Genomic DNA, 12,724 nt, shown 5'->3' on the forward strand with positions numbered 1-12,724 from the left:
GTCTCCTTCTTCTTAGCAGCCTCTGAGCGTGCCTTCGGGCGCGAACGCTCAGGGGTAACCAGCGCCCGGACAACTTCCGAAAGCCACCGCGCAATGCTGGCTTTCGGGACCAAGTAACGCTAAGAGCCAAGACGAAAGAGACTAGCAGATGGCCCAGACCATGATCGACAAAAACCGCGTTCTGATTTTCGACACGACCCTGCGTGATGGCGAGCAATCGCCGGGCGCGACGATGACCCATGACGAGAAGCTCGAGATCGCCGATCTGCTCGACGAAATGGGCGTCGACATCATCGAAGCCGGCTTCCCCATCGCCTCCGAGGGCGATTTCGAAGCCGTCAGCGATATAGCGAAACGCGCCAAGTTCTCGACGATTTGCGGGCTGGCTCGTGCGAAACTGCCCGATATCGACCGCTGCTGGGAGGCCGTGCAGCACGCGAAATCGCCGCGCATCCATACGTTTATCGGCACGTCGCCGCTGCACCGCGCGATCCCGAACCTGACGATGGACGAGATGGCCGACGTCATCCACGAGACCGTCAGCCACGCGCGCAACCTGTGCGACAACGTTCAATGGTCGCCGATGGACGCGACCCGGACCGAGCATGACTACCTCTGCCGCGTCGTCGAGATTGCGATCAAGGCGGGCGCCACCACGATCAACATCCCTGACACGGTGGGCTATACTGCGCCGACCGAATCCGCCGATCTGATCCGGATGCTGCTCGAGCGGGTGCCGGGCGCCGACGAGATCATCTTCGCGACCCACTGCCACAACGATCTGGGCATGGCGACGGCGAACGCGCTGGCCGCGGTCGATGCGGGTGCGCGCCAGATCGAATGCACGATAAACGGTCTGGGGGAACGCGCGGGCAACACCGCGCTCGAAGAGGTCGTGATGGCGATGAAGGTCCGTCAGGACATCATGCCCTACCAAACCCATATAGACACGACGAAGATCATGAACATCTCGCGCCGCGTGGCGCAGGTTTCGGGCTTCCCGGTGCAGTTCAACAAGGCGATCGTCGGCAAGAACGCCTTCCTGCACGAAAGCGGCATCCACCAGGATGGCGTGCTGAAGAATGTCGAGACCTTCGAGATCATGAAGCCCGCCGATATCGGCCTCAACGAGGCGAATATCGCGATGGGCAAGCACTCGGGCCGCGCCGCGCTGCGCGCGAAGCTCAAGGATCTGGGCTACGAGCTGGGCGACAACCAGCTCAAGGACGTCTTCGTCCGCTTCAAGGCGCTGGCCGACCGCAAGAAGGAAATCTACGACGAGGACCTGATCGCGCTGATGACCGACAGCGCCGCGAACACGGCCGATGACTACCTGCAGGTGAAATGGCTGCGCGTGGTCTGCGGCTCGGACGGGCAGGAAGCCGAGCTGAAGATGCTCGTCGATGGCGAGGAGAAATCCAGCAAGTGCCAAGGCGATGGTCCGGTCGATGCGGTCTTCAACTGCGTGAAGGAAATCTACCCGACGCATGCGAAGCTGAAGCTCTATCAGGTGCATGCCGTGACCGAAGGCACCGACGCACAGGCGACCGTTTCGGTCCGCCTCGAGGAAGACGGGCGGATCGGCACGGGGGCGGCGTCGGATACCGACACGATCCTCGCCAGCGTGAAGGCCTATGTCGGCGCGCTCAACCGTCTGCGCTTCCGCAGCCAGAAAACCGCGCCGGATGCGGATGTGAAAACGGTGAGCTACAAGCTCTGAGCCGACCACTAGTTGCACAGCTTTCGGGCAGCCCGCGAAGGGCTGCCCGTTTTCATTCTGGACCCGCGCGATTTTCCCGATTTCAGCACGATTTCGTGACGTATCGTATATCTGTAATTTCAAGCACTTTTTCCGGGCAAAATCCGTCCAAAATGTTGAAAAAGGTCAATCCCTTGACCTGGCCTCAGCGGATAACCGCAGGGGGGCCTTGCCTGTGGCGCAAATCCGCTTCCCCGTAAGGGCCGCTTTGACTATACGAGGCGCGGGCCGTGGCTTGGCGCGAGTCGCGGTGTTTCTAAGAAATTTGGGATGGGACAGGCGTAATATGGTTGGTGGGATCTTCTCCTCGGACATGGCGATCGACCTCGGGACGGCGAACACGCTGGTCTATGTCAAAGGCAAGGGTATCGTGCTGAACGAACCCTCTGTGGTCGCCTATCACGTCAAGGACGGCAAAAAGCAGGTGCTGGCAGTCGGTGAAGACGCCAAGCTGATGCTCGGCCGGACCCCCGGATCTATCGAAGCGATCCGCCCGATGCGCGACGGCGTCATCGCGGATTTCGACAGCGCCGAGGAAATGATCAAGCATTTCATCCGCAAGGTGCACAAACGCTCGACCTTCTCGAAGCCGAAGATCATCGTCTGCGTCCCGCATGGCGCGACCCCGGTGGAGAAGCGCGCGATCCGTCAGTCGGTTCTCTCGGCAGGTGCGCGCCGCGCCGGCCTGATCGCAGAACCGATCGCAGCGGCCATCGGCGCCGGCATGCCGATCACCGACCCCACGGGCTCGATGGTGGTCGATATCGGCGGCGGCACGACCGAGGTGGCCGTCCTCTCGCTCGGCGACATCGTCTATGCGCGCTCGGTGCGCGTGGGCGGCGACCGTATGGACGAGGCGATCATCTCCTACCTGCGCCGCAACCAGAACCTTCTCGTGGGCGAATCCACTGCAGAGCGGATCAAGACCACGATCGGCACCGCGCGGATGCCCGATGACGGGCGCGGCATGTCGCTCCACGTGCGCGGCCGCGACCTGCTCAACGGCGTGCCGAAGGAAACCGAAATCACGCAGGCGCAAGTCGCCGAGGCGCTGTCGGAGCCGGTCCAGTCGATCTGCGACGCGGTGATGCAGGCGCTGGAAACGACCCCGCCGGACCTCGCCGCCGACATCGTCGACCGTGGCGTGATGCTCACGGGTGGCGGCGCGCTGCTGGGCGAGCTGGATCTGGCCCTGCGCGAGCAGACGGGCCTCTCGATCTCGATCGCCGATCAGTCGCTCAACTGTGTTGCCCTCGGCACCGGCAAGGCGCTTGAATATGAAAAGCAGCTTCGCCACGTCATTGATTACGACAGCTGAGACGGGGCCGGGATCGCACCACGCCCGGCCAGTGATCTGACCGGAGACGGATTTGGCCAGAAATCGCGACGACCAAGACTATATCGGACCGCTGCGCCGACTGGGCGTTGCGGTTCTAGTCGTCATATTGCTCGCCCTCTTCCTCGTCTGGCGTATCGACAGCCCGCGGATGGAGCGGTTCCGCTCTGCCCTCGTGGATCGCTTCGTGCCCAGCTTCGATTGGGCGATGGCGCCGGTCACGAAACTGACCGACATGGTCGAGGGCTTCCAATCCTATTCCCGCATCTACGAGCAGAACCAGGAGTTGCGCCGCGAGCTGCAGCAGATGAAGGCGTGGAAAGAAGCCGCCGTTCAGCTGGAGCAGCAAAATGCGAAGCTTCTGGCGCAGAACAAGGTGCGGCTCGATCCGAAGCTGACCTCCGTGTCGGGGCGCGTGCTGGCCGATAGCGGCTCGCCGTTCCGCAAATCGGTACTGCTGAATGTCGGCAAGCGCGACGGGATCGTCGATGGCTGGGCCACGATGGACGGGCTGGGCCTTGTGGGCCGGATCTCGGGCGTGGGCTCCTCGACTTCGCGGGTGCTGCTGCTGACCGACGCCTCGAGCCGCATCCCGGTCTCGATCCCGGCCTCGGGGCAGAACGCGATCCTCGCGGGCGACAACTCCCCCTACCCGTTCGTGGATTTCCTCGAACATCCCGACCGCGTGCGCCCGGGCGACCGCGTGATCTCCTCGGGCGATGGTGGGGTCTTCCCGGCGGGACTGCTGGTCGGTCAGGTCTTCCAGGGCCGCGACAAGCGGCTGCGCGTGCGCCTCGCGGCCGATTACGAGCGGCTCGACTTCCTGCGCGTGCTGCGCTCGCACCCGGCCGAGCGGATCGAGAATGCAGGCGGGCTGATCGCGCCCGATCCGAAAGTCATCGAACAGGAAGCCGCCGAGAAGGCGCGCTCGGAGGCCGCCGAGGGCGCGCTCGAACCCGATGACGGGTCGGAGGACGGCAACGGGGGCAGCCAATGATCGACCCCATCACCCGCCGTCGTCTCAGCTACCGAACGCTCTTCGTCGTTATCGGCCTCGTGCTGATCTTCGTGCGCCTGATGCCGGTCGACCATTCGCCGGGCGGCCTGCCCGGCCCCGACCTGACCTTGGCCCTGACGCTCGCCTGGGTACTGCGGCGTCCCGAATACGCCCCGGCCCTGCTGATCGTCCTGGTTTTCCTGCTTGAAGACATCATGTTCTGGCGGCCCATCGGACTTTGGGCGCTGATCGTCCTCGGCGCGACCGAATTTCTGCGCCGCCGCGAGCAAAGCCTGCGCGATCTGCCCTTCGCGCTGGAATGGGCATTGGTTGCGGGGCTGCTGATCGCTATGGTGGCGGTGAAGCGCATAGTCCTGCTGGTCACGATGGTCGATCAGCCGAGCCTCGGGCTGGAGCTGTTCCAGATGCTGGTGACGCTGGCCGCCTATCCGGTGGTGGTACTGGTGTCGCGGGTGGCCTTCGGCCTGCGCCGCGCAGCACCGGGCGAGGTCGACGCCTACGGACATCGAATGTGAGGGGGCCCAGAATGAGACGATCCCCGAAAGAGACCGAAGTCAGCACCCGCCGCATCACGCGACGCGGCTTGCTCTTGGGCGGCGCGCAGGCGGCGGTCGTGGCCGTGCTGGCGGCGCGGATGCGCAAGATGCAGCTCGAAGACGCCAAGCAATACCGTCTGCTGGCCGAGGGCAACTCGGTGAAAATCCGGCTGATCCCGCCAGCGCGCGGGCTGATCTTCGATCGCAACGGGGTCATGCTTGCGGGCAACGAGCAGAATTACCGTGTCACGATCACCCGCGAGGATACCGACGACGTCGATGCGACGCTGGCCGCGTTGCGCCGTCTGATCCCGATCACCGATGGCGATACGAAAGACATCCTGCACGACATCCGCCGCCGCCCACCGACGACGCCGGTCACGGTGGCCGACCGCCTGACATGGGACGAGTTCTCGCGCGTCGCGGTGAACGGCCCCTCGCTGCCCGGTGTCAGCCCCGATGTCGGCCTGTCGCGCCTCTATCCGCGCCGCGAGGATTTCGGCCATGTGATCGGCTATGTCGGCCCGGTCTCGGATTACGATCTGAGCAAGATGGAAGACCCCGACCCGCTTCTGCTGATCCCGAAATTCCAGTTGGGCAAAACCGGGATCGAGGCCAAGGAGGAAAGCGTGCTGCGCGGCGCGGCCGGTCAGCGGCGTGTCGAGGTGAACTCCGCCGGGCGCGAGATGCGAGAGCTGTCGCGCGAACCCGGCCAGCCCGGCGAGAACCTTCAGCTCACGCTCGATTATCGTCTGCAGAACTATGCGCTGCAGCGGCTGGAGGAGGAATCCGCAGCGACCGTGGTGATGGATGTGACCAATGGCGACGTGCTCGCCTGCGCCTCCGCGCCGAGCTTCGACCCCAACCTTTTCGTGCGCGGGATTTCGGTCGCCGATTATCAGCGCCTCACGCAGGACGATCACCGCCCTCTCGCCGACAAGACCGTGCAGGGCCTCTACCCGCCGGGCTCGACCTACAAGATGGTCACCGCGCTCGCCGCGCTGGAGGCGGGGCTGGTGACGCCCGAGGAAACCATCTGGTGCCCCGGCTATGTCGAGATTGCGGGCCGCCGCTTCCACTGCTGGAAAGGCGCGGGCCATGGCCATGTGAACATGACCAAGAGCATGGAGCAGTCCTGCGACGTCTATTATTACGAGCTGTCGCAGCGCGTCGGCATCGACAAGATGAGCGACATGGCCAAGCGTCTGGGTATTGGCGTCCGGCCCGACCTGCCGATGTCGGCGGTGAAGGAAGGCGTGGCCCCCACCAAGGAGTGGAAGCGGGAGCGTTACGGCAAGGACTGGCTGATCGGCGACACCGCGAACGCGGCGATCGGTCAGGGCTATGTGCTGGCCTCGCCGATGCATCTCGCGATCATGGCGGCGCGCATCGCCAGCGGGAAAAAGGTCGAGCCGCGTCTGATCCGCGCCCGTGACGGGGTCGAGCAACCGATCCGCGTCACCGACGATCTGGGCGTCGAGAAGGTCTATCTCGACAGCGTGCGCAAGGGGATGACCGCGGTGGTGAACTCCTCGCGCGGCACCGCGCGCGGCTCGCGCATCGCGATGAAGGAATGGAAGATGGCGGGCAAGACCGGCACCTCCCAGGTCCGCAACATCACCAAGGCCGAACGTGCCCGCGGCGTGATCCGCAACGAGCAGCTTCCCTGGAACCGGCGCGACCACGCGCTCTTCGTGGCTTTCGCCCCCATCGACAATCCGCGCTACGCGGTCTCGGTCGTGGTCGAACACGGCTCGGGCGGCTCGACGGCCGCCGCCCCGATCGCGCGCGACGTGTTGCTGTTCGCGCTGGCGGGCGGTCTGCCCCCGGACGATGCCTACCCGTCCTTCGCCCGCGCGAAGGCCAAGGAGCTGAACGAAACGCTCGATCTGGTCGACCCCGACACCGTGCAGAAGCCGCAATCGAGGTCGCGCGCATGAGCTATCTCGAGAGCAATCTCAAGACCGTCCCGACGGGATGGCGCAAGATCTTCTATCTGAACTGGCCGCTGGTGATCCTGCTGACGGCGGTGGCCTGCGCGGGCTTCCTGATGCTCTACTCGGTCGCGGGCGGCAATATCCACACCTGGGCCGAGCCGCAGATGAAACGTTTTGCGCTCGGAATGATCGCGATGTTCACCGTGGCCTTCATCCCGGTCTGGTTCTGGCGCAATGTCTCGGCGCTGGCCTATTTCGTGGCGCTTCTGCTTTTGGTGGCAGTGGAGTTCTTCGGCGCGATCGGCATGGGCGCACAGCGCTGGCTGGAGATCGGCCCGCTGCGTATTCAGCCCTCCGAGTTGATGAAAATCACCCTCGTGATGCTGCTGGCCGCCTATTACGACTGGCTACCGGTGGAGAAGGTCTCGCGCCCGCTCTGGGTGTTCATCCCTGCGGTGATCATTCTCGCGCCGACCTTCCTCGTGCTGGCCCAGCCCGACCTCGGCACCGCGGTGATGCTGGTGCTGGGCGGGGCCTTCGTGATGTTCGCGGCCGGGGTGTCGTTTTGGTATTTCGGCACCGTGATCGCGCTGGTCGTCGGGCTTGTCTTCGGCGTGATGGAAAGCCGCGGCACCGAGTACCAGCTGCTGCACGACTACCAGTACAAGCGTATCGACACGTTCCTCGATCCCGGCTCCGACCCGCTTGGTGCGGGCTACAACATCATGCAGGCGCAGATCGCGCTTGGCTCGGGCGGCTGGTCGGGGCGCGGCTTCATGCAGGGCACGCAATCGCGGCTGAACTTCCTGCCGGAAAAGCACACGGACTTCATCTTCACCACGCTCGCCGAGGAGTTCGGCTTCGTCGGCGCTTTCTCCCTCCTGATGCTGTACACCGGCATCATCGGCTTCGCGCTTTACACCGCGATGGCGACGAAGGATCGGTTCGCGTCGCTGCTCAGTTTCGGGGTCGCGGGGACGTTCTTCTTCTTCTTCGCGATCAACATGGCGATGGTGATGGGGCTGATGCCCGTCGTGGGGGTGCCGCTACCCCTCGTCAGTTACGGGGGCACCGCCATGATGATCCTGCTTGCGGCCTTCGGGCTGGTGCAAAGCGCCCATGTCCATAGACCGAGGCAAAGATGATCCGCGTCCTTTTCGCCGACAAGCCCGAGAACTGGGCTCGTTACGAACGCCCGCTGACAGAGGCCATCGCGGCCACCGGCGTCGAGGCGCAGATCGTCCAGCCGGACGAGATCGACCCCGCGCGGGTCGACTATGTCGTCTATTCGCCGCAGGGACCGGTGCAGGATTTCACCGCCTATACCGGTGCGAAGGCTGTGCTGAACCTCTGGGCCGGCGTCGAGCGCGTGGTGGGCAACGAGACCCTCACCCAGCCGCTGTGCCGGATGGTGGATGCGGGGCTGGAGCGCGGCATGGTCGATTACGTGACCGGCCATGTGCTGCGCTACCACCTCGGGATCGACGCGACACTGGCCCAGCAGGACGGTGTCTGGCACCATGACGGGGGCGTGCCGCCCTTGGCGCGGGACCGATCGGTGGTGATGCTGGGCTTGGGCGCTTTGGGCAAGGCCTGCGCCGAGGCGCTCGCGGGTCTGGGCTTTGCTGTCACCGGCTGGAGCCGCAGCCCCAAGGACATCCCCGGGATCACCTGCCTGAGCGGCGATGACGGTCTGGCGGAGGCGCTGTCGAAGGCGGAGATTCTCGTCTCGATCCTGCCCGACACGCCCGAGACCACCGATCTTCTGAACGCGGAAACGCTGGCGCAGATGCCAAAAGGCGCGCGGATCATCAATCCGGGTCGCGGCACGCTGATCGACGATGACGCGCTGTTGGCGGCGCTGGATCGCGGCCAGATCGGCCATGCGACGCTCGACGTCTTCCGCGTCGAGCCCCTGCCCCCCGAGCACCCCTATTGGGCGCATCCCCACGTGACGGTGACGCCCCACATCGCCGCCGAGAGCCGGGCACAGACCGCGTCCGAAGTCATCGCGGAAAATATCCGGCGGGGCGAGGCAGGCGAGCCGTTCCTCTATCGCGTGGACCGGTCGCGGGGCTATTGAGCGGCGCAGGCCGGGGGTTTCACACCCCCGGACCCCCGTGGGATATTTCGACCAAGAGGAAGATCAGAGCGTTGGCGCGGGCAGTCCGAGCTGCTGCGCGAGACCCGCAAGGCGGCTTTCCTGCCCCGACCAGTCGGCGGCGCGCGACGCAAACAGCGTCGCCTGAGATTGGTGGATCAGCCCGTCCGAGAGGATCTTCAGGTGGTTCGCGCGCAGCGTTTCGCCGCTCGAGGTGATGTCGGCCACGGCCTCGGCGGTGAGGTTCGCGATCGTCCCCTCGGTCGCGCCTTGGCTGTCGACAAGCTGCCAATCGGCCACGCCTTCGCGGGTCAGAAATTCGCGCACCAGCCGATGGTATTTCGTGGCGATCCGCAGGCGGAAGCCGTGGGTGGCGCGGAAACGGTGGGCAGCGGCGTCGAGGTCTTCGAGGCTGTCCACATCCGACCAGCAGGCCGGCACCGCGATGATCAGATCGGCATGGCCGAAGCCCATCGGCGCGAGATCGGCGACCTGACTTTCCCAATCGGCCAGCTTCTCGCGCACGAGATCCGAGCCGGTGACGCCCAGATGGATGCGGCCCGCCGCCAGTTCGCGCGGGATTTCTCCGGCCGACAGCAGCACGAGCTGCACGCCCTCGGCCCCTTCGACCGCGCCTGCATATTCGCGCTCCGACCCGGTGCGCTTGAGCGTGATGCCTGCTTGCGCAAACCAGTCGAAGGTCTTCTCCATCAGACGCCCCTTGGAGGGCACACCGAGCTTGATCATGGCCTCACTCATGCTTGCGCCTCCAGATCGGACATCAGTCCCGCACGAATCACGCCGCCCACGGCGGGGATTTCGCGCCCCTGCCCCAGTTGCCGGGTCAGCGCGTCGTAGCGCCCACCGGATGCGACCGGCGGCAGCGCCGGATCGGCTGCGGTGAAAGTGAAGACGAAGCCGTCGTAATATTCCATCGTCGAGCGGCCGTGGCTCGCGTCGAAAGTGATCGCGGAGAGGTCGATGCCGCGCGTGGCGAGCGCGTCGAGGCGCTTTTCGAGCCGCGCGATGGCGGGTTCGATGGCAGCGATGTTCAGCGCGCGCAGGGCGGCAGGCGCCTGATCGGCGGCACAGCGCAATTCAGCCAGCTTGCCCATCGCGGCGACCGCATCGGTCGGGATCGGCGCGGCAGCGGCATCGGCGGCGAGCGTGGCGATCCGCGCCTCCATCTCCTCGCGCGAGCGAAGCCCGATCCACGGCGCGCCGGAGCGTTGGCCGGTCAGTAGATCGGCGCGGGCTTTCGGCACCTCGACCTGCCCCGAATAGCGGGCAAGCAGATGCTGGAAGCGCTTGGGACGCCAGATGTGACGGGCAAGCGCGGCCTTGCGTTCGGGCAGCGTGTCGAGCCCGTCGACGGCGGCGCGCAGCAGGCCCATATCGCCGATCGTGGCGGACAGGTTCAGCTTGGCGAGAAGCCCCGCGAACAGCGCGAAAACCTCCGCATCGGCGGCTTCCGGGTCGGCGCGGTCGAAGATTTCGAACCCGGCCTGAAAATACTCATGGGCGCGCGCGGCACCGCGATGATCCTGACGGCGGAACACCTCGCCCGCATAGGCGTAGCGCGCAGGTTCGGCGCCATTGGCCATATGCTCCTGCACGACCGGCACGGTGAAGTCCGGGCGCAGCATCATCTCGCCGCGCAGCGGGTCGGCGGTGACATAGGCGCGGGCGCGAATATCCTCGCCGTAAAGGTCGAGAAGCGCCTCGGCGGGTTGCAGGATGTCAGGCGTGACCTCGACCGCACCCGCGTTGAGGAATTGCTCCAGCAGGCGGCTTGCCTGTCCCCGCGCTTTCGCCTTGTCCGCCATCACTCGGCCTCGTAGCGCGCAAGGATTTCTTGCACTTTTGCGACCATTTCCCCGGTCGGAACCTCGAATTGCGCCGGTTGGGATTTCCATTCTTCAACCGTCGCGTCCTGCGCGATCTTCGCGCCAAGGATCAGATCCTTGATCTGGACGACGCCGCGGTCTGCCTCGTCCGAGCCTTGGATGATCGCCACCGGGCTTTCGCGTTTATCGGCGTATTTCAACTGGTTGCCGAAGTTCTTCGGGTTGCCCAGATAGACCTCGGCGCGGATGCCTTCCCCGCGCAGCGTGGAGGCCAGCGCCATGTATTCGGCCATCCGGTCGCGATCCATCACGGTCACGACGACCGGGCCCTGCGCGGAGCCGCCGATGCGGCCCTTGGCGCGGAGCGCGGCCAGCAGGCGGTCGACGCCGATCGAGACGCCGGTGGCCGGAACGACCTGACCGGTGAAGCGCTTGACGAGATCGTCATAGCGCCCGCCACCTGCGACCGAACCGAATTGGCGCGGGCGGCCCTTCTCGTCGGTGATCTCGAAGGTCAGCTCGGCCTCGAAAACCGGGCCGGTGTAATAGCCCAGACCGCGAACGACCGAGGGGTCGATCACGATGCGGTCGGGACCGTAGCCCTGCGCGTCGAGAAGCGAGGCGATCTGCTCGAGTTCGGCCACGCCTTCCGCACCCAGCGCCGAGCCTTCGACCAACTCGCGCAGCCGCGCGACGGTGGCGGCGTTGTCTTCGCGCTTGGCCTCCATGAAGCCCATGACCGTATCGGCCTGTGCCTCGGACAGCCCCGCGCCCTTGGTGAAGTCGCCGGAATCGTCCAGACGCCCCTCGCCCATCAGAAGGCGCACGCCCTCCTCACCGAACTTGTCGAACTTGTCGATGGCGCGCAGGACGATGCCGCGCTCTTCCTCGAACTTGGTCGGATCGGCCGGGTCGAGAACGCCCGCGACTTCCATCACGCCGTTCAGAACCTTGCGGTTGTTCACCCGCACGACGTAATCGCCGCGCGGAATGCCGACGGCTTCCAACGCGTCCGAAAGCATCCCGCAAATCTCGGCATCGGCCGCCACCGAAGGCGCGCCCACGGTATCGGCATCGCATTGATAGAACTGGCGGAACCGGCCCGGACCGGGCTTTTCGTTGCGCCAGACGGGGCCCATCGTGAAGCGACGATAGGGCGTCGGCAGGTCGTTGCGATATTGCGCCGCGACCCGGGCCAGCGGCGCCGTCATGTCGTAGCGCAGCGCCAGCCACTTGCCGTCATCTTCCTCCTGCCACGCGAAGACGCCCGCATTCGGGCGGTCCACATCGGGGAGGTATTTACCCAGTGCCTCGACCGTCTCGATCGCCGAAGTTTCCAGCGCCTCGAAGCCATGCGTGCGATAGACCTCTGCGATCTTCGCCAGCATATCGGCCCGCTCGGTCACCTCCGTCCCGAAATAATCGCGGAAGCCCTTCGGGGCCTCTGCCTTGGGACGGGGCTGCTTTTTCTGTTTCGCCATCGGCTTGCACCTGATCTTATCTCGCGCGAGGGTGTAGCCCAAGGGGCTGGCCCCGGCAAGCAATAGGAACGGCAGATGCAGGAACGGCTGGAACGGGCGGAAGAACAGATCGCCTATCTGACGCAAACGGTGGACGAGCTGTCCGATGTCATCGTCGCGCAAGCCCGTCAGATCGAACGGCTGGAGCGCCATCTGGGCCTGCTGATGGAGCGCGAGGCCGAGCGCGAATATGACAGCGGCAGCGCGATCCCCCTGGCCGACCAGAAACCGCCGCACTGGTAATGGACGCGGCGCTCTGGGGGCTGAACGGTGTCTTCGTGAGTGCCCAAGCGCTCATCTACACCGCTTTGCTGATCTGGCCCCCGGGCATCGACCTTCGTTCGACGATCGACCGGTTCGAGCTGTGGCAGGGCAGCGGCATCCTCGCGATGCAGGTGTTCTTCGCCGTGCCGCTGATGTGCGGGCTGATCTGGCGGCTGCGCAGCCATCGACAGACCATGATTTTGGTCTCAATGAGTTTTCTGGCAACTGCCGTGCTGGGCGCGGCGGCGTGGCTGGAGATGGGGATGATCTCCGGTGCGGTACGCGACGGGATCAACGAGCCCGATCTGCTGCGCGGCTTGGCGCTGCTGCGCTGGGGCGAGTTCGCCACCGCCCTTGCCGCCGCGATAACGCTGCGGCTGGCATGGGTGGCGCGCAGCCTGTGAGG

12 protein-coding genes are annotated in these 12,724 nt (G+C 65.3%); 9 read left to right on the forward strand and 3 right to left on the reverse strand.

From position 1 onward, the window contains the following. The first annotated feature begins 160 nt into the window (after window positions 1-160). The 7 genes from BMI86_RS13980 (at window position 161) to BMI86_RS14010 (ending at window position 8,669) form a co-directional block, all read left to right on the forward strand. Window positions 161-1,720 carry a 2-isopropylmalate synthase gene (locus BMI86_RS13980; RefSeq protein ID WP_078542099.1) on the forward strand — a complete coding sequence of 520 codons (1,560 nt, stop codon included), beginning with the start codon at window positions 161-163 and terminating at the stop codon, window positions 1,718-1,720. 325 nt (window positions 1,721-2,045) lie between these two features. After that, window positions 2,046-3,077: a rod shape-determining protein gene (locus BMI86_RS13985; RefSeq protein ID WP_038064670.1), complete on the forward strand. Its 1,032-nt coding sequence runs from the start codon at window positions 2,046-2,048 to the stop codon at window positions 3,075-3,077. Window positions 3,078-3,129: 52 nt separating this feature from the next. After that, complete coding sequence (gene mreC, locus BMI86_RS13990; RefSeq protein WP_078520363.1) at window positions 3,130-4,092, forward strand: rod shape-determining protein MreC; 963 nt, start codon at window positions 3,130-3,132, stop codon at window positions 4,090-4,092. After that, entirely contained in the window at window positions 4,089-4,628 is a 540-nt protein-coding gene (locus tag BMI86_RS13995; RefSeq protein ID WP_078520364.1) for a rod shape-determining protein MreD, read from the forward strand. The genes mreC and BMI86_RS13995 overlap by 4 nt, the downstream gene beginning before the upstream one ends. 11 nt (window positions 4,629-4,639) lie before the next feature. Continuing rightward, window positions 4,640-6,589, forward strand: a complete 1,950-nt coding sequence (gene mrdA / locus BMI86_RS14000) for a penicillin-binding protein 2 (protein WP_078520365.1) — start codon at window positions 4,640-4,642, stop codon at window positions 6,587-6,589. Then, window positions 6,586-7,731, forward strand: coding sequence for a rod shape-determining protein RodA (rodA, locus tag BMI86_RS14005; RefSeq protein ID WP_078520366.1), 1,146 nt, complete (start codon window positions 6,586-6,588; stop codon window positions 7,729-7,731). The genes mrdA and rodA overlap by 4 nt, the downstream gene beginning before the upstream one ends. Beyond that, the gene (locus tag BMI86_RS14010) at window positions 7,728-8,669 is read left to right on the forward strand and encodes a glyoxylate/hydroxypyruvate reductase A (protein ID WP_078541945.1); all 942 of its coding nucleotides are present in this window, start codon (window positions 7,728-7,730) and stop codon (window positions 8,667-8,669) included. The genes rodA and BMI86_RS14010 overlap by 4 nt, the downstream gene beginning before the upstream one ends. Before the next feature lie 63 nt (window positions 8,670-8,732). On the opposite strand, the gene hisG is transcribed toward BMI86_RS14010, so the two are convergent. From hisG to hisS, 3 genes are read right to left on the reverse strand one after another with little or no spacing between them, the layout of a single operon-like run. Further along, the gene (gene hisG, locus BMI86_RS14015; protein WP_244176591.1) at window positions 8,733-9,446 is read right to left on the reverse strand and encodes an ATP phosphoribosyltransferase; all 714 of its coding nucleotides are present in this window, start codon (window positions 9,444-9,446) and stop codon (window positions 8,733-8,735) included. After that, entirely contained in the window at window positions 9,443-10,513 is a 1,071-nt protein-coding gene (locus BMI86_RS14020) for an ATP phosphoribosyltransferase regulatory subunit (RefSeq protein WP_078541946.1), read from the reverse strand. The genes hisG and BMI86_RS14020 overlap by 4 nt, the downstream gene beginning before the upstream one ends. Then, entirely contained in the window at window positions 10,513-12,015 is a 1,503-nt protein-coding gene (gene hisS, locus BMI86_RS14025; RefSeq protein ID WP_078541947.1) for a histidine--tRNA ligase, read from the reverse strand. Before hisS ends, BMI86_RS14020 begins: the two co-directional genes overlap by 1 nt. A 75-nt stretch (window positions 12,016-12,090) precedes the next feature. Here hisS and BMI86_RS14030 point away from each other — a divergent pair, with 75 nt between their 5' ends. Together BMI86_RS14030 and BMI86_RS14035 are read left to right on the forward strand one after the other, a co-directional pair. Next, entirely contained in the window at window positions 12,091-12,297 is a 207-nt protein-coding gene (locus BMI86_RS14030; protein WP_078541948.1) for a SlyX family protein, read from the forward strand. Further along, on the forward strand, window positions 12,297-12,722 hold the full coding sequence (locus tag BMI86_RS14035) for a hypothetical protein (protein ID WP_078541949.1): 426 nt from the start codon (window positions 12,297-12,299) through the stop codon (window positions 12,720-12,722). The genes BMI86_RS14030 and BMI86_RS14035 overlap by 1 nt, the downstream gene beginning before the upstream one ends. The last annotated feature ends 2 nt before the right edge of the window (window positions 12,723-12,724 follow it).

This window comes from Thioclava sp. DLFJ5-1 (genome assembly GCF_002020115.1).
In the GTDB taxonomy this organism is placed as follows: domain Bacteria; phylum Pseudomonadota; class Alphaproteobacteria; order Rhodobacterales; family Rhodobacteraceae; genus Thioclava; species Thioclava sediminum.

Bases quoted from the DNA above. Each gene is read 5' to 3' on its own strand.
- BMI86_RS14010 (WP_078541945.1), top strand. From the start codon at position 7,728: ATGATCCGCGTCCTTTTCGCCGACAAGCCCGAGAACTGGGCTCGTTAC.
- BMI86_RS13980 (WP_078542099.1), top strand. From the start codon at position 161: ATGATCGACAAAAACCGCGTTCTGATTTTCGACACGACCCTGCGTGAT.
- BMI86_RS13995 (WP_078520364.1), top strand. From the start codon at position 4,089: ATGATCGACCCCATCACCCGCCGTCGTCTCAGCTACCGAACGCTCTTC.
- BMI86_RS14030 (WP_078541948.1), top strand. From the start codon at position 12,091: ATGCAGGAACGGCTGGAACGGGCGGAAGAACAGATCGCCTATCTGACG.
- BMI86_RS13985 (WP_038064670.1), top strand. From the start codon at position 2,046: ATGGTTGGTGGGATCTTCTCCTCGGACATGGCGATCGACCTCGGGACG.
- mrdA (WP_078520365.1), top strand. From the start codon at position 4,640: ATGAGACGATCCCCGAAAGAGACCGAAGTCAGCACCCGCCGCATCACG.
- BMI86_RS14020 (WP_078541946.1), bottom strand. From the start codon at position 10,513: ATGGCGGACAAGGCGAAAGCGCGGGGACAGGCAAGCCGCCTGCTGGAG.
- rodA (WP_078520366.1), top strand. From the start codon at position 6,586: ATGAGCTATCTCGAGAGCAATCTCAAGACCGTCCCGACGGGATGGCGC.
- BMI86_RS14035 (WP_078541949.1), top strand. From the start codon at position 12,297: ATGGACGCGGCGCTCTGGGGGCTGAACGGTGTCTTCGTGAGTGCCCAA.
- hisS (WP_078541947.1), bottom strand. From the start codon at position 12,015: ATGGCGAAACAGAAAAAGCAGCCCCGTCCCAAGGCAGAGGCCCCGAAG.
- hisG (WP_244176591.1), bottom strand. From the start codon at position 9,446: ATGAGTGAGGCCATGATCAAGCTCGGTGTGCCCTCCAAGGGGCGTCTG.